Below are 21,592 nucleotides of genomic sequence, written 5' to 3' on the forward strand. Positions count from 1 at the left end.
GGGCAGGCTTTTATTTTATTCTGTCGTATCCGTTTCAGTGTCCTCTTGGCCCGCTTCGGCTAAGGCATGGACAAGATCCAGTAAATTCATGCCATGACTGCCCTTGACAAGTACTTGATCGGTAGTATCAATATTGGCCAAGAGCCATTGCTTTAAAGCTAAACGCTCACGTGTTTTGAAGTAATGAACTTGACCCGGTTGAATTTTAGAATCAGCTGCTAGTGCTTGATCTAAGGCTGCCATCTCCTCCCCAAAGAGAAGAATCTGATCTTCAGGGGCTAAGTCGATATCGTTTGACAAGGCGGCATGGCGATCCCAGCTCGCTTCTCCTAATTCTAACATATCCCCTAAAACATAAAGTTTTCGACCTTCATGATCTTCTCCCGCTCTAGGCAAGCTGGTAAAATGACGGAGTACTGCCGTCATCGCTTGGGGATTAGCATTATACGTATCATCTAAAATCATACTCCCGTGCGGTCCTGTCACCCAGGCTAAACGGTTGCTCGTCATCTCAAAATGACTTAAGGGTTCCGCAATCTGTTCAACCGAAAGGCCTAGGGAATAAGCTACAGCACAAGCATTGAGAGCATTGCTGATATTATAGGGTCCCGTTACCGGTATACTAAGGCGGGTCGCTGGGGATAAATTGGTATTAAAGCTAGCGGAGTATTGATCCGATTCACAGTCGAAAGCATAAATATTGTCCGTTTCCTCTAAGCCCACGCTAATGCAATTAAAATCGGCTTGGGCCACCGCCTGGCTCAAAAGCGGTTCATTGCCTGGATAGATGAAGGTCCCCTGGGCTTTTAAGCCCGTGAGGATCTCTAACTTCGCCGCTGCAATCTTCTCACGGGAGCCAAAATTAGCCAAGTGGCTCTCCCCGATCATGGTAATCACCGCAATGTCCGGTTCTGCGAGGCGGCTTAATAGTTCGATCTCACCTGGCTCACTCATGCCCATTTCTAAAACCAAAACTTCCGTTTCCTCCGGCATGGATAAAACCATAATAGGCAAGCCAATTTCATTATTGTAATTCCCGCCTGTTTTATGCACGGAAAAGCCCGCACTCAAAGCCGCTGCGGTCATATCTTTGGTTGTCGTTTTTCCGGCGCTCCCGGTGATGGCAACCACTTTGGGCTGGATGAGGGCAAGATAAGCTTTGGCGAGATCTTGCAAGGCTTTGAGAGTATCAGAGACGATAATCGCACTCAAGCCTTCAGGAATTTCTGCTTTATCACGCATCCAGAAAGTAGCAATGGCGCCCTTCTCTTGGGCAGCTTTCGCAAATTGGTGGCCATCCAGCTGTCCTTGTAAAGGCACAAAAAGGCTACCTGGCTGGGCTAAGCGCGAGTCGAAAACCACACTAGTCACTTCCGGTGTCGCAGGCCCGAAAACATCAGTCGCCCCGACCGCTTCGGCAATTTTTTCAATACTTAAAGCTTTCATTTTGACCTCATTTATTTTCTAATTGACGCTTGCTCTCAAAGCGTTCCATCCCTAGACGTAATAGCTTCGATAGCATGTCTCGATAACTGAGTCCACTAGCCTGCCAGAGTTGGGGAAACATGCTAAACTCCGTAAAACCCGGCATGGTATTCACTTCATTAATGTAAACATTATCATTGTGAGTCAGGAAGAAATCACAACGCGTTAAGCCATTGCCCGCAATGGCTAAATAGGCTTCCTTGGCATAAGTTTGAATTTGCTTACTTAACTCCTCGGGTAAATCTGCCGGAATCGCCATTTGGGTTTTATTGTTAATGTATTTTTCCTCGTAATCATAGAAGCCTTCTGCCTTAATCAGTTCCCCGATGACGGATACTTCCGGCTTGTGGTTCCCAATGACACCCACTTCAATTTCTCGGGCTTCCACACCTTGTTCAACAATCAAGCGTGTGTCATAGCGAAAGGCTTCCTTCAAGCCTGACAGCATCTCCTCGCGATTATTAGCTTTGGAGATCCCAATGCTAGAGCCCATATTAGCTGGTTTAATGAACAACGGGTAAATTAATTTCCCTTCAATTTGAGCTAAAATTACGCTTTGTTCCTCTTCATATTGCTCACGGGTTAAATGCACAAAGGGCACTTGGGGAATTTGCGCCTGCAGGAAGAGCTGCTTGGAAACAATTTTATCCATGCCAGCGGCACTAGCTAAAACACCTGCGCCGGCATAAGGGACTTGCAAGCTTTCAAATAAGCCTTGAATGGTACCGTCCTCCCCATTGGGCCCGTGCAAGGCCGGGAAAGCAATCGTGTTCTCGTTGAGCACATCACAAGGCTTGACCACGACACCTAGAGACTTTTCGGGCTCCTGGTGAAAGCTCGCTTCCTCTGCTGATTCTAAGTAGAAATTCATCTCATTAGCTAGGGGCGCTCCAGTAATTTTAGGAGCGGCCCGCCATTCCCCTTCACGGGTAATATAGACCGGCTGTAAGTCATACTCCTCGTAATCTAAGTTAGCCATAATATCCTTGGCGGTTAAAACTGAAATCTCATGTTCAGCACTTTTGCCGCCATACAGTAAAACAACTTCCATATTAACCTCCATAAATTCGCTCAAAAGGCTCTGTATTCAGCTTCCAATCGTGAGATATTTTATTGTAGCTGAGAGTGCCTAAGGGAACACGAGCAATGGGCTGGTTAACAACACGTTCCCAATCATCTTCCGCTAAATAAAGAGTAATCTTTGAATCAGAATCCCAAATATCAAAGTCTGTCAAATCAAAAATTAAGCCCTCTTGCAGTAAAGGCTCCAAAGCTTTCATCACCTCTAAATTGGGTCCGACTAATTGGAGCGTCCGCTCTTTGGGTCGAAGCCAAGAAAAGACTTGCTGGGTTAAATTCATATTAGCCTTACTACCGCAATCGACTAGGAGCTTCGACAGTTGCAAGTAAAACTCATTAATATCATGATAGTATATTTTATCCATCTGCCGCCCAAGGGGTAAAACCACATAGCGATTTTGTAACTTATAGAAAAATGGGGCATGTAAGTGCCGCTGCATATGCGCCAAATACAGCAACTCCGCGATCTCACCATCACTGAGTTGCTGCAGGAGCTCATAGGAGGTAAAATCGACCCACTTCTTTGGGAAATGCTCTTCCTCCTCCTGCTGCTGGATAAATTCACGCACGGCTTCCGCGCCCCGAATAGTGAAAAAACGCGTATACTCGTCACGCTGGGCCAGCGGGTGACTCCCTGCCAGCAAAAGAATATTTTGCGGCATTTTTTTAATTGCTTGACTAAAATAACGCAAGCCCACGCCTCGAGTTATCGTATGATGGGAAACCCGATCAACAAATACATACAAATAGTTATCAAGCAAGATGTCACCTCATTTCACGTGTATCAATTCTAGCAAAAAAAAGCGAGGTGCGCAATACACGGCCAACTTGAGTTAGTGTCAAGCAATGCTCGGTCAAGCGTCAAGAACTCTATCTCGTATCTAATTATTCAAAAGTCACTTCGTTTTTGTGCTAAAGGACGCTGCGTTGAAAAGCAGTGGCACCGGCTTACGCTTCATAGAAGCTTACGCCTGACCGTCCTATTCTGGCTCTATGTCGTTGGATAGGCCTCGCTACGCTCACCCTATCAGCACTCCGAGAGCCAGATATACGGACGGCCTGCTAACACTGCTAACGCAGGTCTTTAGCACGCACTCCGTGTCTTTTGGCGAAGTAGCTAACAAAATGTATGGTATAATTTCCCGACCATACTGCTTGACACTTCACTTGGAATCGTGCCCTGATGGGCACCACAAGAACTTTGTTGCGGCCTGTGACATAGTATTGCCCTAACAAGCCCTGGATATTCGGGTATAAATGGGCTTGTATTAGCTTCAATATCTGATCGAACAGCTTCTTCAAAACAATGATTAGATTGAGCGGTGATCATAGCAGCCATCGCTGCTGCGCCTTGACGGGTCCAATTTCGTCCTTGCTTTTTCATGCGATAAGTATAAAGCCGATGGCCTGCTTCACAAACGCCACCGGAAAAATGGTTCGGTAAGCCTCGCTGCTCTGCTGGTTTAATGAGTAACCAATTCCGTTGAAGATAAGCTCTTAGAGCTTCAATTTCAGCCAAAAATTCCTGTTGATGTTGCCAGCGACTTTCACATGTCTCCAAAGCAACTTGAATCCCTTCAAAATCATAAGCTTTCACTTTTTTAATGACGAATTGACGTATTTTATGATCAAAAAATAGGCGCGTTCTGATTTTTTGAATGACATGAAATTTATCGCAGAAATGTTCATGCCGAAGGCATACCCCAATCATCTCGTTAAAATCTTCCTCCGTATAACCACTGCCACCATCCGAATTAGAAATCACAATCGTTTGATGTAAATCATAGTAGGAGTTAAGAAATCGGCTAACTTTTTCTCGAAGGGCTGCACTAGATTGAACAGAAGAAAAATAATGAGCTTGAATAAGTTGATGCCGCGAAGTGGATCGATCGACGCCTTCATAGAGAGTCACACGGTGTAGTTGAAGATGTTTTGTCCTTTTCCCTTTTTTCTTCTTCTTAGTGATTAAAACCCCATCCCCTTCAATGTACAGAAAAGGAACGGATCGTTTTTGAGAGTAAGCCAGTTCCTTCTCTTCTGCTTTTTTATTCTCAAAGCTTAAAATTTTTTGCCCAATTTCTTGAACAATATGATGTGCGGTCTGATGCGAAATACTAAAAGGCATTAAAGCATTGAAGGCTTCTGCAGTCGCACGAAAAGTTTGCTTCGTACAAAGCTGGGCAATTTTTTCTTTGACCTGAGAAGAAAGATGACTTCTTGCTTCTAGGCCTAAACACAAATCTAGGGGAAGAAAGCTAGAGTGACCTTCTTTTTTCATCCGACAGCGTCTAAAAGTGACGGCACCAAACATAAAACATAGTGTGCGTGGTTCATAGCGAGCAATTTTCCAGCCTTCGGCTTGGTATCTTTGAATTAATTGCTGATCAAGTTGAGTGAAAACCGCTGCAAGACATTCACAGCAAAAATTGCTTAATATCGGATAAACAAGATCTTCAAAGTCACCTAAAGATGAGCAATTTTCCGTCTTTTTTAGAATATCTGTGATAATATCATTCATGAGGACATCTTCTTTCTTTTTTTTGATCAACTTAAAGATAGATGTCCTTTTTTTATTTTTCAAGTCTTACCGAGCATAATTTTACACTAAGCCAACTTGACAAGAAAAATGACATTAAGTATATTGGGCAGGGAGGCTAAAGCATGTTAAAATCCTTACCTTTTCAAACACAATATCCGACTTACCTACCGAAAAGCCTACTTTATGGCTCCATTGCGGTGGCTGATTTACCCCGAGAGCTTCATCAAATTCTCGCCCTGAGTAACGGTGGCTACCTGCAGAAGAATTTCTGCCCCACCACTGAACCCACTAGCGATGCTTTAGACGGCTTTTATGTCCCTTACCTGGCTGGCTTAAGACCCAAACCCGTCACTAAAGCTTACTTACTTCCCAGCTTGGCCCAGCAAAATTCTTTCCATTACCGACCACTCCTGCCAAAAGAAAGTATTATTTTAATGGAAGATAAAAAACGGGTGCTCTTTCTTGACTATCAAAAACATTTTAGACAGCCTAGCGTCCGCTATTTGGATGTTGAATGTGACCAATGGCAGGAAGTAGCTCACTCCTTTGCAAGCTTCTGGCAAGCCCTGCAACCGGGTGCACCTCTCGACATGGTAGCTAGTCAAGCGAGTTATCAGCGCTTCAATGCTGCCTTCCTTACTGTTACCCAGCCCGAAGAATTGCAAGAGTTATTTAATCGTGCCGAGGCAAACTTCGATAAAACCTGGCTCTTCCATTGGCTCGGATATTTCGCTTCTGCTCTTGATATAAGCCAGCGAAACATCGCCAAAGAGGCTCTTCAGTTCCAGGAAGATTTTTTTGCTCCTTCCCTACCGGAAAATTATCCCCAAGTTAAAGCCCAATTTAACGACTGAAAAACCATCCAGTGCTTCAGCGAGCTGGATGGTTTTTCTTATTTCTCTGCTTCAATATCAAAATAATCAAGTATTTTTTTATCGGCTTCCTTGAAGGGGATAGTCTTCTGCAATTTACCTTGCACAATCATCCGATGTTGGCCATCCGCAGTACAAGTCATTAAGGTGACTGTCGGTTTCTCTGCCTCGGGGGAAACTAAATCCACCCGGGTGGGCGCCACCACCTCTGCCATATCCACTTCATAGATATACACCTTATCTAGGTCCGTCATATAAATTTTCTGCCCTATTTTGGCCTTATCAAGAATGGGGGAGAGCAGTAAACCCCGCCGCACCGTATTCATATTATGACTGGCCAGCGGGTAATTGCCTTTGCCCATTTCCTGGTCAGGATAAAAAGTTCCGGCACCCGATAATAAAACGTCTTCCGATAAACCTTTCATAATCGACACGTTAATATCAGCTTCTGGCATGGCCAAAGCCCCAATCACATTCAGTCCGGCTAAGCCCTTTTCAATACGCTCACGCGATTCTCTAATTTCCTTTTCACTGACATTGCGGACAGCATTGTAGTCAAACTCGCCTTCCTTGCCCTGGTTATTTTTCAAATCAGCGGCACTCATACCCGCCACTGAAACTTCAGCTTGGTTTTGACCGACAAAATAACCGCTCAAAAAATGCTGACCAACGAGAAACAAACCAGCTAGGATCATGATGATACCGATAATTCGACTAAATTTTTGTCGCAAAATGGCCACCTCCTTCATTACTGCTTCATTATGCAAAAGATAGGGCTGAAAAACAAGGCATAAAGATGACTTTCACAAATGTTTAAGGAAATCCTTTCTTTCTAAGCTTAATAAAGCTGGCGAAAGGCGGCTAGAAATTAAACTGAGTGATTTAGACTGTTCCAAATGCGCTTCGACAAAATAAGTCATTCTTCTCGAAGAAAAAAGCTGATTGAACAGCTTTTCTTCTTTGGATATTTCTTTGTTGTCCTTGGGATTGACGGCTATTTTCGACTCATAAAAAGACCCAGACTTTTCACTTCCACAATAGCTGCCCCTGGCCAGTTAGATGTAATTCTCGTTGGCATTGCCTGGCTAAATGCTCATCATGGGTCACCAGCACTAACGTTTTCTTAAAGTCCGCGGTTAAATTAAGCAAGAGATGGAAGACTTCCTCTGCTAAGGCCGCATCCAAAGAGCCCGTGGGTTCATCGGCTAGTAGCAGCTCACCCGGTTTCAAAACGGCTCGGGCAATAGCAACTCGCTGCTGCTCACCCCCCGATAAAGTTTGCACCTTTTCCCCTTGCAAGTGGTCTATTTTTAAAGCCTTCAACACCGCTTTAATCCTTTTTTCCTGCTGGTCCTTAGCTTCATGCTGGTAATGCATGGCTAACGTTAAATTAGCCTGCACCGATTCCTCCGGTAGGAGAGCCAGGGCTTGAAAAATATAATTGATATGCCAACGCCGCATCAAAGTTGCCTGGTGGGAAGCTGCCTTGGGATAAGGCCTTCCTCGGTAAATGATTTGGCCGCTCGTTGAATTTTCTAACAGACCAAGCATATTAAGTAACGTCGATTTCCCTGATCCTGATGGACCCGTGATCGCTAATTGTTCACCGGGCATAATCGTTAGATTGACATCCCTTAGAATCTTCCTTTGACCATACGTTTTCCCTAAATTTCGGCATTCCAGTAATATCTCCGCCATGCCCTCGTCCTCCTTACCCTTGGTCCTGCTACCACACACGCTAACCTTCCTTCAGCATTTGACTCATTTGCTGCCTAGCCAGCTTCTGACTCTGCCACCACAGCAGGAGCCCTTGAACAAGTATATAAACACTAAAGAAGACAGGAATAAAGCGACTTCGCAATAAAACACCTGCCAATAAAGCACCTATATTCATAACAACAACTAAAATGTAAGGTGGTAAAAAGAGCCGCCCTAAGCCAAAGCCAAGTAACCGCTTCACAGCTAGAACTCTTCCCATGCCTAAACCATAAACTAGAGTTAAGCCAAATATCAGTAGCAAGGCGAAAAAAGCGAGTAGGCCGGCAATGCTGCCAAACAGCAATAAGAATTCACCAAGCGATTTACTTAAGCCCTGAATGACAGCTTCAATCGAGACAAAGCTTAAGCCCTCCTGATTCAGGCCATATTGACTCAGATAGGCTGAGCTTGTGTACTTTTTGTAGGCCTCTGGACTTAATTTCACATAAGAATTCTGCAAAGCGCCACTAGCACCCAGGGACTCACTTTCAAAATAACGCATATTATTCGCTGTTGCTAGGTAAATCACGGGGTCTCTGACCCAGGGACGTTGGTCACCACGCGGATCAAAATTAAAAATCTCTCGCTGGGGCTCATACTCCCGAAAAACAAAGCGTGGCTTGTGCTCAAAAGCCGTGTCGATCATGGGCGCTTCGGCGGGCTGATTATCTTCTTCTAACCAAGCCTTTACTGCTTCTTTTTCCTGGTCCGACCAGGTATTAGGTAAGTAATAGACCCTGATACCCTCCCCAGCAAGCTTCTCATCCTTAATAGAGGGGGTAAAGGACTGATTATTAAGGTAGGAGGCGGAGGCCGCTAAATACCAGAATGGACGCTCGGGCACATGCTGGTAGATCCCTTGGGCTGACCAATCCGTTAAAAGCTCCTGGGAAATATAGTCGCTATTAGCTAAGTAAACGCCAGGCTGGTTTTCGATACTGGCATACCAGTGATAGAAGTCCAGGGCAAACTGACCTTGTGCATCCCGACCCCCACTGTTCTCGAGACCACTTCGTTTATAAAAAACCTGCCAATTTTTAACCGGCTCCCAAGCTTGCAAAACGTCTTGGTACTTCTCAAATTGAAACAACGGCCCATCTAAAGCATGAAGTCCAACCACAAGCGCAAGGATTGCCGCCACGTAAGTCAAAGTTGCTAGGATCAGGAGGTAGCGATGATTGACCTGACCCTTAATGGCCTTGAGCGGTTGAATCAAAAGAATAGGGAGTGTCCCCAAAACCAAAACTATCGTAAAGGCGAGCAGGCCCCAGGCAATTCCCGTCAAATGATAGAAAATAAGCTCCCAGCTGAGGGAAAAATGCTTAAGGTACAAAAGGCTGATAAAGGGCAAAAAGATCAGAAAGAAACAACTCAGCAAAAAGGTCGGACTTGCCTTCTGCCATATAAAGGCCTTTTTTGACCAACCCAATAGGGCATAAACACCAAAGTCCTTCTGCCAAAACAAGGCCAAGAAGACCCAAAGTACCCCTAAAAGGAAAAGTAATAAAAAACTCGAAGCAAGAAGAAGCGTCTTTCCCAGAGCGGGAGTGATTATTTCGCCATGCAAATTCCCACGCAATTGCTCAGGCTTTTGCCCAGTCACTTGGCTGAGGTCAGAGATTAACGATTCGTAGGCACTGGCCGTCAGACCCAGCACGCGATATTGCCCTGTGACTGTCTTCGTCTGCTCCTGCAAATCGGCCATTTGGTGCACCACCACCTGCATACTGCTCCGAATCTCCGGCAAAGGGGCCAGCTGTTCGCCTGGCAAGGGATTGAAACCCAAAGTCTGACCTTCCTTAGCTTGCAAGAGCTGCGTATAAGCCTCCTCATTTAATATCGACTGGCCCATAAATTGCCAGTGTAGCTCTGACTCATGCCCTGCTGTTTGACCAGTGACACCCAGACGATAACAGTTTAGAGTGCGATCAGAACCGAAAGTAAGTTGATCCAAGCGCAGTAAAAAAGCCCCCTGCAGAGCGACGGCTTCCTCTAGGGTGGCGTAGGCTTTTTGGGCCGTCTGCTCGGGCAATTGGGTCAAATGAATTTCTTGCCCTCTGGACAAGTATCGTCCCAGAGAGGCCGTATAATGATCACCGAGCGCCACTATCCGAAGACTAGCAAGGGCAAAGACAAAAAAGCCTGCTATCATTAAGCACGTCCATTTCAAAGCACGAAACATGAAAGGCACCTCCTACCTATTAACAAAGAATTCGGTTACATTTTATCTACCGACAATCCCAATAACACACGGCCTGACGAGGCCCAACATAATCTTGAGCCTGAGCTAGTACACCTTTCTTTTTCCAACCAGAAAAGACGGAATTGGCGGTTGAACAATGTTCGTAGTGGTGACTTTGCACATCTGAGAAGCTATAAACACCCCAACGACGGCCATATTCCCAATTTACGCGTGAACCCCGATAGTAAACAGTCTCTGCCGAAACCAGAGTCACAGGGAACAACACAAAACCAGCAACAGAATGAAGGAACGAAAGCTTTTATGTTTCCGCATTTCGTCTCGACCCTTTCTCCTATATCAGTATTAAGGTGCCCTTAACGCAAGTATAACATAGCAAAAAAAATAAATAATGTCAATAAATATTTTAAAAATATATATTTTTATAAAAAAGCTATCAATCTTTGGTCTTATCCTAATTGATGCCACCCTCAGGCTCAAGCTATTTTCTAAGAAGAAAGAAGCTCCTTTCATCTCTTTGTCCCTAAATTCTCAAGTCCTCCATTCCTTAAGAATATCCTTTAAGTGCGCAAATTATCTCGATCACAGCCCACCAGTCCAATTTTCGGCTTGAAAGGTTGGATATTTTCCTAGGAAAAATGAGACATAAAAAAGCCCCCACGGTTAGATCATATTCTCTAACTATCGGGGACTAAGTAAGCCAGTTAAAAATCTTATTCTTTGTCTTGCGTCAAGCCATATTTCTTGTTGAAACGATCCACGCGACCATCGGCTTTGTTGAATTTTTGACGGCCTGTGTAAAACGGATGAGAGTCCGAGGAAATTTCTACCCGTACTAGCGGATAGGTATTGCCGTCTTCCCATTCAACTGTTTCTTGGCTTTCCTTGGTAGAACCTGAGAGGAATTTATAGCCAGTGGTCGTGTCCATAAAAACAACTTTATGGTAATCGGGATGGATATCTGCTTTCATGATTTTCTCTCCTTTTCGCCCTGAGTATTTCGCAACCCAGAGATTATTGTCGTATAACGTTCATAATACTATCATAATAATTCATTCTTGACAAGCATTCGAAGGAAAAAGTTAATACTTCCTACTCCGCTTTTAATCGTGCAACTGGAGAAGTCGAGCGATAAACTGCTCATTATTTTCTGTTTCTTTGAGTTCATGGAGGAGCCGTTCGGTAAATTGCACAGGATCACCCTTAAGGAGTCGACGCATTTGCCAAAGTGCCTGCATCTCCTCCTTGGTGAGGAGGAGATCTTCACGCCGCGTACTGGATGTTTTCAAATTGATGGCAGGAAAAATACGCTGCTCTGCAAGTCGCCGCTCTAAGTGAACTTCCATATTGCCCGTCCCTTTAAATTCTTCATAAATCATATCATCCATGCGTGAGCCTGTCTCTACTAGAGTGGTGGCAATCACTGTTAAACTCCCGCCTTCTTCAATATTTCTAGCTGAGCCAAAGAATCGTTTGGGCCCATATAAAGCGGCGGGATCAACCCCTCCCGATAGCGTCCGACCAGAAGGCGGCTCGACAAGATTATAAGCACGGGCTAAGCGGGTCAGGGAATCCAATAGGACGACAACATCTTGCTTATCCTCCACTAAACGCCGTGCCCGATCCAAAACCAATTCCGCAACTCGGACGTGATGTTCTGGACGCTGGTCAAAGGTAGAGGAGATCACTTCTCCGGCAATACTGCGCTCTAAGTCTGTCACCTCTTCTGGGCGCTCATCAATCAGAAGCACTAAGAGTTCACAAGCCGGCTGCTGGCTCGTTATGCCCTGGGCAATTTCCTTCAGTAAAGTCGTCTTTCCTGCTTTAGGCGGAGCTGCGATTAAAGCCCGTTGTCCGTAACCAATGGGAGCCAGCAAATCCAAAAGTCGCGGCGCCAAGGGGCCAGCCGGCGTTTCCAATTGAAGTGGCTTATCAGGGTAAATGGGTGTCAGAGCGGGGAAATGAGGCCGTTGCTTCGCTTCCTCAGGATCCTTCCCGTTAACCGCATACACATGCATCAGGCCGAGGTAGCGCTCACTTTTCTTTGGGGGCCGGGCGGTTCCTGTTACCAAATCCCCATTCCTTAGGCCAAAACGCTTGATTTGAGAATTGGAAATATAAATATCTTCTTGACTTGGGGCATAGTTGATGGAACGAAGGAAGCCAAATTCCGGGCCGGTAATTTCCAGCACCCCCGACACCTCAAAATATCCTTGCTCTTCTTCTTGGGCACGTAAGACAGCGATAATGAGTTCCTTTTTATTCATTTGACTATAATAGCGAATTTGATAAGCTTTTGCATATTCATAAATGTCCTTTAAGGTCATCTGTTCCAATTCTTTTAAACGTAAATATTGTTCTTGATCGTGTTGGGTCATCCTGTCCTCTTTCTATAGTTTGCAGCGGAACTTGCCTGGTTTACCAAGTGTAAATAATGAGAAAAAACTAGAAAATGACTAGCTATCTAAAGCTCGCTCCTTACTGGTCCATTGATCCATAACAGTTTGCTAGCTTGTTCATTCTAATCAACCCAGCCAATAACTGCAATAGCCTTAAAATATCAATATTAAAAAAAGAGGGCAATGCCCTCTTTCTCAAGGCGTTTATCCACCTGCGACTTATAATCGTTCCCTAAGAAAATCATATTGCATGGCAGAACGGATCGGTTTTGAGTCACCACCCCAAATATCTACTAACTGATAGGCAAATTCTAAGGCGGTCGCCGGTCCACGACTGGTAATCACGTTATCAGAAACCACTACCAGTTCATCCGCCTGATGATCACCGCTTTTAATCTCGTCTTCAAAACCAGGGAAGCACGTGAAGGCTTTCCCCTCTAAAACTCCTGCTTCGGCCAATGCGATAGGCCCTGCACAAATTGCTGCAACTTTATCCCCACGTGACGCCAAGGCCTCCAGGGCCGTGGTCACTTCAGCATGATCCTGAAGATGGGTAGCGCCGGGCAGGCCGCCGGGTAAAATGAGCAATTCATAATGCTTTAAGTTCACTGATGCTAGCGTCTGATCCATTTTGACCGTGACCCCATGAGCGCCGGTCACTTCTTTGTCAAAGCCTACCATATCAATTGGAATCTCCGCACGCCGAAAAACATCGATTGGCGTTAAAGCTTCTATTTCTTCAAAACCTGGTGCAAACAAAACAGCGACTTTTGCCATTTTTATCCCTCCTCATTTTACTTTAACACAAGGTTTGCTTATCTCATAAGCCAAAAACCTATGCTACAATAAAAGAAAGAATAAAATTGAGGAGGTTATCATGGAAAAATTAACAAAAATTTTCACGGTGCAAGCCGAGCACACTGCCAAGGCTCTCGGCTCGGGTGAATTGGAAGTGCTCGCTACCCCCATGCTAGTTGCTTACATGGAGGCCACCGCCCAGGCCCTCATTGCCGATCGTTTTAAGGAAGATGAAGGCACCGTGGGAGGAGCGATCAATATCAAGCATCTGGCCCCCACTAGCGTCGGTCAAGAAGTTAAGGTAGAAGCTCACTTGGTGAAAGTACAAGACGGTCGCCTCTTTAACTTCGCCCTAGAAGCCTATGAAGGACGTCGTCTGATCGCCCAAGGCCGTCACCAAAGAGTCAAAATCAATAATAAAAAATTCCTTGCTAAGTTGAAAAGTTAGAAAAGGTAAAAACTCGTCAGCTTCAAAACTGGCGAGTTTTTGTTTTTAAGCGTCTGTTTTGATATCGGCATATTGTAAGGGAATGAGGGTTTCGATATCCTTGACATCAACGGCCACCGAATAGCCCACCTTCCCCGCCGAAAAAACAATGCGTTCTTCTTCTTGGGCTAAAATATCAAAGGTCGTGGTCAACTGCTTCTTCATCCCAATGGGGGAGCAACCACCATGCACATAACCCGTTAAGGGCCTGAGCTCCTCTTGCTTAATCATATGAATGTTTTTCTCCCCGACGGCTTGGGCAGCTTTTTTCAAGTCTAACTCACGCTTCACCGGCACGACAAAAACATAATGTTCACCCGACTTGCCCACCGTCACCAAGGTTTTAAAAATTTTACTGTTCGTTTCTCGCGCTACATCGCCCACAATATCCCAATAATAAGGGGTATAGGGAATTCGATTTTGCTGGAGCACGCGCATCACATTCGTTTTTGGAAATTTTCGACTCATCCAACCCCTCCTTCTTCTCTTTATCTTAAAGACCTCAGAGCCTCTGGGCAAGGCAGCTGCTAAAAGCGTTAAAAACTAAAAAAGATGAGAGCCAAGTCTCATCTTAAACTTAGGCATCGATGAGTTCAATCGAAGCGCCCAAGCGGGTTAATTTCTCACTGATTTTATCATAGCCACGCAGGATGTGGTCGACCCCATAAATGGTCGTCGTTCCTTCGGCAATTAAAGCTGCATTAACCAAGCTGGCACCTGCCCGCAAGTCAGAAGCAGTCACTTCCGCAGCTTTCAACTGGTTGGGACCTTCCACATGGATTTGATCCTTAACGACACCTACCTTGGCCCCCATGCGTCGTAATTCGGGAATATGTTTAATGCGCTTGGGGTAAATCGTGTCCACAATAGTGCCTTGCCCATACGCGGTCAGAAGAAGCGGCAGGATAGGTTGCTGCAAATCGGTGGCAAAGCCTGGGTAAGGCATGGTTTTGATGTTTACCATCTGCAAGCGGCGTTCCGCCGGCTGAACGAAGATTTCATCCTCGCGCACTTCCATGGCCACACCCATTTCACCCATTTTAGAGACGAAACTTTCGATGTGTTCAAATATAACATTTTTAACGGTCACGCCGTGGCCAACCGCGGCGGCAGCGGTTAGGAAAGTCCCTGCTTCGATCCGGTCGGGAATAATCTGATGGGTAGCCCCTTCTAAATGAGGCACGCCTTCAATCCGAATTGTTGAGGTCCCAGCCCCGCGAATTTTAGCGCCCATTTTATTCAATAGGGAAACCACATCAATAATTTCAGGTTCCCGGGCCGCATTTTCAATCACCGTTTCGCCTTCTGCCATCGTGGCAGCCAGCATGACGTTAATGGTGGCCCCCACGCTAACCACGTCCATGTAAATATCCGCCCCATGCAAGCCATGCGGCGTTTTGAAATGGATGGCGCCGTCGTGATGCTCCACGATCGCCCCTAAGGCTTCAAAGCCTTTGATGTGCAGGTCAATGGGGCGCGGCCCAATCGAGCAGCCACCGGGTAAGCCGACGACCCCTTCACCGTAACGCGCCAAGAGAGCCCCCATAAAATAGTAGGATGCCCGTAAGCTTTGAATTTTTCCCTCGGGCATGGGGATATTTTTCATGTCGGTGGCATCGATCTCTAAGCGGTAGCCATCATAGGAAACCTGGCAGTGGAAATCTTCGAGTATTTCAATGAGGGCGGCCACATCAGAAATATCAGGCACACTTTCTAAAACAACCTGGCCCCTGCCCATAATTGCGGCAGGAATTAAGGCGACTGTACTATTTTTAGCGCCACTAATGGTCACTTCGCCTTCTAGGGCTTGCCCTCCTTTGATTAAAATCCTTTTCATTCTTGTTCCTTTCGTCAATAAAAACTAGCCCTAGTGCTAGTCCTCGTCGTCATCGTCTTGGTCGTCTAACTCCTCGTCCTCATCGACCAAACTCAAATCGCCTTCGAGCCCATCTTCTAATTCTTCATCCTCTTCTTCACCCAAGGCATTGAGATCGGCTTTATAGTCACGCAATTCCGGATCATCTTCATCTTCCTCATCGCCGTCACCATAAGAATCCTCAACGATGCCGTCATCTTCTGGATCATCATTATTGTAGTCGATCACGTCTTCTTCATCGTCATCGTCTTCTTGTTCTTTAATGATATTTTTACCGCGATATTTATGCTTAGCTTTCAATTCATCATCGTCAAAAGTCGAGATGATTTCCTCATTGATCGCGCCCACCGGATACCACAAGCGCAAGCCCCAGCGGTTTTCACCGAGGGAAATAAAACGCCCGTCCGCATTCAATTGGGTATAGAAATTGACCATGCGCTGTTCTAATTCTTCCGTAGGGAGTTCGAGGTAATTTTGAATACTTTCTAGTAGGCTATTAAAATCATGAACCTGATTCGTTTCTAATAAAATTTCATAGGCCACTTCAATCATTGCTATTTCATTTTTATTTTGGCCTTTTAAACGGGTTAATTCCACTCTATAGCCATCCTTTCACATGAATCACTTTTTGGCCATGTTCTTACAGCCAGCAGTTCTTGCCAAATGAAAAAGTAAGGCGCCAAAATGCGCGTGGCGCTGACCCCTTGCTTCTCTATGACATTACCTTTTCATTTTACACTATCCCGCCCTGAAAAAGCAATTTTAATCGGTAATTCCTGCCCTGGTCGTCAGGGTTTAGCGTTTTAAGATAATAAGCACAAGTTAATTCGCCTCTTTGCTGTTCAGCATTCCACGAAAAATGGATCTTGTCATATGCCCCCTTAAAATTCATAACGCCCTGGCCTCGCGGAAAGCGGTAAACAGAAACCTGGGGCGTGGACGCTAAAGCCAGGCGGAAACTACTCCCGGGCTTTCGACGCCAAATTTCTAAGCTTTCTTCTTCAGGATCATATTTCACTTGCACCGAATCCTCCTTATCTTGGTAGCGCAAGTAATAACGTGACCCAAGGGTAAAATATTGGCCGCAACACGCTGCGGTAAATTCTTCTTTTTCGCCAGCTGCTGAAATTTCCTGGTACAATTCAAGCCAAACTTCCTCCATAAAAGCCTCCTCAACTGCTGCTAAGCCTGGGTGGTATGCTATAATAATGCTGTAATACGTTAGATGAAAAGGTGATGGCATGCTACTAAACCCATTATATACTAAAGCAAAACAACCCCTCAAATTGGGGCTGATCGATGAATGTATTGAAGCAAGTGAACCCCTCCGCCCCTTTGCCCTGGCGGACGGTATCTTAAATCAAATGAACAAAGGTGAATTGGCGGCTGATGCCTGCCTCTACTACTGGCCAGGCGCTCCCTGTGTTTACCTGGGCATGGTGGATACCCGCCTGCCTAAGTTCGATGCGGGCATTCAACTCTTGGAAGAAAATGGCTATGCCCCCGTGGTCCGTCCTTCCGGTGGTCTGGCGGTCGTCAATGACCCGGGGATTTTGAATTTGACCCTAGCTGTTCGTCCGGATCAGGGCCGCTTATCGATTGACCACGCCTATGACTTGATGGTTAATATTTTAAATGAACTCCTAAAGCCTTACGGGGAAGCCGTGCAAACCGGCGAAGTGCCCGACTCCTACTGCCCCGGCACTTATGATTTGCGGGTGCAAGGGAAAAAGGTTGCCGGCCTCTCCCAACGGCGCATTGGTGACACGGTAGGCTTATATATTTACCTAAGCTTAAATGGCCCCCAACAGGAGCGCGGGGAACTGCTCAGGAAATTCTATGAAGTGACGGAAGCAGACACCAGCGAAAAAACCCCTTATCCCGCCATTAATCCTGCTTCGATGGCCAATTTAGGGGATCTTATTCCGGAATTAAATGACCTCGAAACGGTCAAGGAAAAATTCACCCAAACTCTCGTCCAAGCTGATCAACTGCAATTAGTTGACTTAGAGACGGCAAGCCTCGATTACGAAAAATACTTGAAGAAAATGCAGAAGAAAAACCGGCAAGTTAAAAAAGCACTCGGCCAATAGATTGAGGAGGCTACGATGCGAAAAGATGCCCGCCTGCCCAGAGAAAAGATCTTTCTAGACCCGGTTCATGCGGATATCCATGTCCGCCATCCCCTCATCCTGGAATTAATTAACACCCCCGAAATGCAAAGGCTGCGGCGAATTAAGCAACTCGGGGTTTCCCATTTAACCTTCCACGGGGCGGAGCACAGTCGCTTCGGCCATTCTTTGGGGGTGTATGAAATTACCCAGCAAATTTGTGATCGTTTCAAGCGCAATTACCCTAGTCAGGAAATCGGCGATGGAGGCTGGGACGATAGCAATCGCTTGCTGGCCCTTGCAGCGGCCCTCTTGCATGATATTGGCCACGGAGCCTTTTCCCATACCTTTGAGCAGCTTTTTAAAACGGATCATGAAGCACTGACCCAAACGATCATTTTAAATGAAGATACGACTGTCCACCAGGCGCTCGTCCAAATTGGACCCACTTTTCCTCAGGAAGTCGCTGCTGTTATTAGCCACCAGCACCCCAATAGCCAAGTGGTACAAATGATTTCCAGTCAATTGGATGCGGATCGCATGGACTACCTCCTGCGGGACTCATATTTTACGGGAACAAATTATGGACGTTTCGATCAGACTCGAATTTTACGTGTCATGATGCCAGCTAAAACAGGCCTTATTTACCAATATGCTGGTATGCATGCGATCGAGGACTACTTGGTCAGCCGCTATCAGATGTACTTGCAGGTCTACTTTCATCCCGTGACCCGGGGCATGGAAACGATTTTGAAGCATTTACTCAAACGAGCCCGCGATTATTTTAAAAAGCAGCCTACTTATTTTGAGAAAACGGCCCCCTTACTCTTGCCTTTCTTGGATCAGCAATGGTCCTTAAAAGACTACCTCGCCCTTGATGATCACGTGATGGTCGCTTATTTTAACCACTGGCAGCATACTAGTCCCGATCCCATCTTAAAGGACTTGGCGGAGCGTTTTATGAATCGAAAGCCTTTCAAGTCGGTTACTTATCCGGGGCTAGAAGCAAAAACGGGCCTCAAGCAATTGAAAGCCCGGCTAGAGGCTTTGGGCTATGACACTGCCTATTACTTGTCGGAGAGCAGTAATTATGACTTGCCCTATGACCTCTACCATCCTAATGACCAGGCGCCGCGAACCCAAATTGAACTCAAGCGCCAGGACGGGCAAGTGGTGGAATTATCCGCCGCCAGCCCTCTGATTCGGGCCATTGCCGGCCAGGAAGTGGGCGATGAGCGCGTTTACTTCCCCCATGAATTGGCCGAGGACCAGCATGTCAACCTCTTCGACCCGCTCCTCAAAGACATCCACCAATTAACTCAATATGGAATTCTGACCCCCCTGAATCAGCCAGATAAGGAGGTACCTTATGACCACGACGACCACAGCTAGCGGCCAACACCTTAAAAGAGAAAACAAAGAACGGGCCCAGGCCCTCCCCAAACCCTGGCGCCTCTACTATTATTCTACCCTCAGCTACTTTATGACAACTGTCGAACCGAGTTACCTTGTTGACGAATGCTTAAAGGAGCTGTTAACCGCCTTAGAGACAGCGGCAGAAGCGAAACAGCCCGCCCGCGAAGCCCTGGAAGCGACTCCTTACCAATGGGCGCGGAAGAAGATGCGCCAATTACCAATGACTCCCTATACAAAAAAACTGCCGCATTACTTAGGCTTCATTAATCAATATTTGGTAGCCAGCTATTTTTTCTACTCCCTCTATCTTTTTGGTTATGGCCTCTATAATTACGGGCAGCTCAGCTTAGCCTTGACCATGCCCATTGAGGTCAGTATTTTAGGAATTATTTTCCAATACTTGCTCATTTTATGTGCGGTCTTTTTCTTTTTCAATTTTATCCGGCAGAGCGCTTGTGGCTACCTCTGGAAGCGACTCCGAAATATTCGCGAATTAGGAGCCGGCATATTCTTTAGCTTGCTTGCTTTAGGCTTACCAGTTTTTCTCTTGCACTACCGGGTTTTCCTTATACCGATTCCGGTAGGCGTCTTCTGGCTGGCACTTGTCCTCTATAGCTTATACCGTTTGGCTTTGCGTTATTTCAATTTTGGTCCTGTCATCGATCGGATTTTCGATTGGCATGTCAAACGGCAAAGTGAGAAAAAGCCCCTCTTCAAGTTGAAACGACCCAAAAAGAAAGGCCAAGGTGATGAGTAAAATGAAAGTTGCGATTGTCGGCGGAGGCATTGTGGGAGCGACTGCAGCCTTCTACGCCAGCCAAATTTTCCCCCAGGTCACCCTCTATGATGAAGGCTTTGGCCAAGCAACGAAAGCCTCGGCCGGTATTATCTGCCCGTGGTTTTCCAAGCGGCGCAATCAAGCCTGGTACCGCTTAGCCAATCAGGGCGCGCATTTCTATAAGGACCTCCTCCAAGATTTAAAAGCTTTAGGCCATGCGACCACTGCTTATGAACAACGGCCCACCTGGCTCTTAAAAAAACGCCAGCACCTCCTGCCTGAATTAGAAGCCCTCGTTGAAAAAAGAAAGGCCGAAGCGCCCCTCATCAAAACGGTGAAGCGCCTTGGCCCTGAGGAACAAAAAGCCCGCCTCAAGGCTTGGACCTATAAGGGTGATGTGTTAGCCATTGAAAAAGGAGCGGCAATTTTGGATGGGGAGGCCATGGTCAATGACCTCCTAGCGGCCGCCCAGGAAGTGGGGCTAACTTATCGCCAAGAAAAAGCCCAGCTCAACGTGGTTAAAGGGACCTACCGATTAAACGGAACCGCCTACGATGCCATTATTTTTGCGTCCGGGGCCTGGCTAGCCCAGTGCCTAGCCCCCCTTAACGTCACAGTGGATGTCCGCCCGCAAAAAGGCGCCCTGGCCTACTATGATGTTCCTGTTTCAACTTGGCCCCTCATTATGCCAGAAGGAGAGGCAGATATTATTCCGCATGGGGAAAACCGCCTCTATATTGGTGCCACCCATGATGATGACAAAGGCTTTGACTTGACGGCAGCTTTAACCGAATTAAAGCCTATTTTAAGCCAAGTAGCCAAACTGCTCCCAGAACTGGACCTCACGCAGCCCAAAGGTTTAAAAGTGGGCACCCGGGCCTACACCTCTGACTATACCCCCTTCTTTGGGCCGGTGCCAGGCCATCCCAAACTGCTCGTAGCCTCTGGCCTAGGAGCCAGTGGCTTAACGACCGGGCCCTTAATTGGCCGGGAATTGGTTCGCCTGCTCGCCCAAGAAAAAACACAGCTGCCCCTGGCAGACTACGACCCTGCCCGGTATATTAAAGCCCAAGCCTAAACGTGGCCAGGCAAAATGCTAACCTAACTCCAGGCTTCCACTTCTCAATGACTGCAGAGAAGTGGAGGCCTTTTTAATATCAAGAAGGCTAAGTACTCTTCATAAAAAAGCGATCGCAACTTCAATAAACTTTAGGTTTAAAAAATTTGCCCCGTAGGATAAGGTGCAGGAATAAAAATAAAAAGGCCTGCTTCCGACGTCATATCGAAAACAGACCCCATAAAAACTTGTTAATCTTGCCTCAAACTTTAGCGCTAGCACGAGCCTTTTAAACTCAAACAGCTAATCCACATCTTTTTTCAAGAGATCGCGAATTTCAGTGAGGAGCACTTCTTCTTGGCTGGGTGCAGGTTCCTCTTCTTCCTCCTCATCGCTATCGCTAATGAAGGCATTCTTTAATTTCGCCACGGCCTTCGTGACAAAGAAGAGCACCAAAGCAATCAGTAGGAAGGTAATAATGGCCTGGATGAAATTCCCTACCGTCAACTTCGCCCCTAAAATATTAATTGTAATGCCGGTAAAATCAGTATTCCCCATTAAGGCTCCAATAATCGGCATAATGATGTCTTCGACGAGGGAGTTGACAATTGCAGTAAAGGCTGACGCCATGACAACCCCAATGGCCATGTCCATCACATTACCACGGGCAATGAAATCACGAAATTCTTTCAGCATTCAAGCACCTCCAAAACAAATCCTGTACTGCCTTCAGTGT

The 21,592-nt window shown here is 46.2% G+C and carries 21 protein-coding genes; 6 read left to right on the forward strand and 15 right to left on the reverse strand.

Annotation, left to right across the window (positions count from 1 at the left end):
* Positions 1 to 15 precede the first annotated feature (15 nt).
* From WF803_RS02065 to WF803_RS02080, 4 genes are all read right to left on the reverse strand, one after another.
* The gene (locus tag WF803_RS02065; RefSeq protein WP_489611474.1) at positions 16 to 1,446 is read right to left on the reverse strand and encodes a UDP-N-acetylmuramoyl-tripeptide--D-alanyl-D-alanine ligase; all 1,431 of its coding nucleotides are present in this window, start codon (positions 1,444 to 1,446) and stop codon (positions 16 to 18) included.
* A gap of 7 nt (positions 1,447 to 1,453) precedes the next feature.
* Positions 1,454 to 2,536: a D-alanine--D-alanine ligase gene (locus tag WF803_RS02070; protein ID WP_489611475.1), complete on the reverse strand. Its 1,083-nt coding sequence runs from the start codon at positions 2,534 to 2,536 to the stop codon at positions 1,454 to 1,456.
* A gap of 1 nt (position 2,537) precedes the next feature.
* Complete coding sequence (locus tag WF803_RS02075; protein ID WP_489611476.1) at positions 2,538 to 3,326, reverse strand: hypothetical protein; 789 nt, start codon at positions 3,324 to 3,326, stop codon at positions 2,538 to 2,540.
* A 356-nt stretch (positions 3,327 to 3,682) separates the two neighbouring features.
* Positions 3,683 to 5,113, reverse strand: coding sequence for an ISLre2 family transposase (locus WF803_RS02080; RefSeq protein ID WP_489610430.1), 1,431 nt, complete (start codon positions 5,111 to 5,113; stop codon positions 3,683 to 3,685).
* A 113-nt stretch (positions 5,114 to 5,226) separates the two neighbouring features.
* Between WF803_RS02080 and WF803_RS02085 the strand changes: the two genes are divergently transcribed.
* Positions 5,227 to 5,958: a hypothetical protein gene (locus tag WF803_RS02085; RefSeq protein WP_489611477.1), complete on the forward strand. Its 732-nt coding sequence runs from the start codon at positions 5,227 to 5,229 to the stop codon at positions 5,956 to 5,958.
* Positions 5,959 to 5,996: 38 nt separating this feature from the next.
* Here WF803_RS02085 and WF803_RS02090 read toward each other — a convergent pair whose 3' ends face one another.
* The 6 genes from WF803_RS02090 to WF803_RS02115 form a co-directional block, all read right to left on the reverse strand.
* Positions 5,997 to 6,707 carry a class A sortase gene (locus WF803_RS02090; protein ID WP_489611478.1) on the reverse strand — a complete coding sequence of 237 codons (711 nt, stop codon included), beginning with the start codon at positions 6,705 to 6,707 and terminating at the stop codon, positions 5,997 to 5,999.
* Positions 6,708 to 7,002: 295 nt separating this feature from the next.
* Positions 7,003 to 7,674 (reverse strand): ABC transporter ATP-binding protein, encoded by a 672-nt coding sequence (locus WF803_RS02095; RefSeq protein WP_489611479.1) that lies wholly within the window; start codon positions 7,672 to 7,674, stop codon positions 7,003 to 7,005.
* A gap of 40 nt (positions 7,675 to 7,714) precedes the next feature.
* On the reverse strand, positions 7,715 to 9,916 hold the full coding sequence (locus tag WF803_RS02100; RefSeq protein WP_489611480.1) for a hypothetical protein: 2,202 nt from the start codon (positions 9,914 to 9,916) through the stop codon (positions 7,715 to 7,717).
* A 731-nt stretch (positions 9,917 to 10,647) separates the two neighbouring features.
* On the reverse strand, positions 10,648 to 10,905 hold the full coding sequence (locus WF803_RS02105) for a type B 50S ribosomal protein L31 (protein WP_489611481.1): 258 nt from the start codon (positions 10,903 to 10,905) through the stop codon (positions 10,648 to 10,650).
* 132 nt (positions 10,906 to 11,037) lie between these two features.
* On the reverse strand, positions 11,038 to 12,312 hold the full coding sequence (rho, locus tag WF803_RS02110; protein WP_489611482.1) for a transcription termination factor Rho: 1,275 nt from the start codon (positions 12,310 to 12,312) through the stop codon (positions 11,038 to 11,040).
* Positions 12,313 to 12,552: 240 nt separating this feature from the next.
* A complete protein-coding gene (locus WF803_RS02115) occupies positions 12,553 to 13,110 on the reverse strand; it encodes a DJ-1 family glyoxalase III (protein WP_489611483.1) in 558 nt (185 codons plus the stop codon).
* Positions 13,111 to 13,210: 100 nt separating this feature from the next.
* On the opposite strand from WF803_RS02115, the gene WF803_RS02120 reads away from it, so the two are divergent.
* A complete protein-coding gene (locus WF803_RS02120; RefSeq protein WP_489611484.1) occupies positions 13,211 to 13,579 on the forward strand; it encodes a thioesterase family protein in 369 nt (122 codons plus the stop codon).
* 45 nt (positions 13,580 to 13,624) lie between these two features.
* Here the strand turns inward: WF803_RS02120 and WF803_RS02125 are convergent, their stop codons facing one another.
* The 4 genes from WF803_RS02125 to WF803_RS02140 all read right to left on the reverse strand — a co-directional run bounded on the left by WF803_RS02125 (position 13,625) and on the right by WF803_RS02140 (position 16,656).
* On the reverse strand, positions 13,625 to 14,086 hold the full coding sequence (locus tag WF803_RS02125; protein ID WP_489611485.1) for an aminoacyl-tRNA deacylase: 462 nt from the start codon (positions 14,084 to 14,086) through the stop codon (positions 13,625 to 13,627).
* 109 nt (positions 14,087 to 14,195) lie between these two features.
* Positions 14,196 to 15,455, reverse strand: a complete 1,260-nt coding sequence (gene murA, locus WF803_RS02130; protein WP_489611486.1) for a UDP-N-acetylglucosamine 1-carboxyvinyltransferase — start codon at positions 15,453 to 15,455, stop codon at positions 14,196 to 14,198.
* A gap of 36 nt (positions 15,456 to 15,491) precedes the next feature.
* A complete protein-coding gene (gene rpoE / locus WF803_RS02135; RefSeq protein WP_489611487.1) occupies positions 15,492 to 16,091 on the reverse strand; it encodes a DNA-directed RNA polymerase subunit delta in 600 nt (199 codons plus the stop codon).
* 136 nt (positions 16,092 to 16,227) lie between these two features.
* Positions 16,228 to 16,656 carry a DUF1934 family protein gene (locus tag WF803_RS02140; protein ID WP_489611488.1) on the reverse strand — a complete coding sequence of 143 codons (429 nt, stop codon included), beginning with the start codon at positions 16,654 to 16,656 and terminating at the stop codon, positions 16,228 to 16,230.
* Between the two features lie 79 nt (positions 16,657 to 16,735).
* On the opposite strand from WF803_RS02140, the gene WF803_RS02145 reads away from it, so the two are divergent.
* The 4 genes from WF803_RS02145 to WF803_RS02160 are packed head-to-tail and all read left to right on the forward strand — an operon-like array spanning position 16,736 to position 20,877.
* A complete protein-coding gene (locus tag WF803_RS02145; protein WP_489611489.1) occupies positions 16,736 to 17,587 on the forward strand; it encodes a lipoate--protein ligase family protein in 852 nt (283 codons plus the stop codon).
* A gap of 15 nt (positions 17,588 to 17,602) precedes the next feature.
* Positions 17,603 to 18,997, forward strand: coding sequence for an HD domain-containing protein (locus WF803_RS02150; RefSeq protein WP_489611490.1), 1,395 nt, complete (start codon positions 17,603 to 17,605; stop codon positions 18,995 to 18,997).
* A complete protein-coding gene (locus WF803_RS02155) occupies positions 18,975 to 19,778 on the forward strand; it encodes a hypothetical protein (RefSeq protein WP_489611491.1) in 804 nt (267 codons plus the stop codon). Before WF803_RS02150 ends, WF803_RS02155 begins: the two co-directional genes overlap by 23 nt.
* A 1-nt stretch (position 19,779) precedes the next feature.
* Positions 19,780 to 20,877, forward strand: a complete 1,098-nt coding sequence (locus WF803_RS02160) for an NAD(P)/FAD-dependent oxidoreductase (RefSeq protein ID WP_489611492.1) — start codon at positions 19,780 to 19,782, stop codon at positions 20,875 to 20,877.
* A 282-nt stretch (positions 20,878 to 21,159) separates the two neighbouring features.
* Here the strand turns inward: WF803_RS02160 and mscL are convergent, their stop codons facing one another.
* A complete protein-coding gene (mscL, locus tag WF803_RS02165) occupies positions 21,160 to 21,552 on the reverse strand; it encodes a large conductance mechanosensitive channel protein MscL (RefSeq protein ID WP_489611493.1) in 393 nt (130 codons plus the stop codon).
* Positions 21,553 to 21,592: the final 40 nt, after the last annotated feature.

It is taken from the genome of Aerococcus sp. BD502, assembly GCF_057919555.1.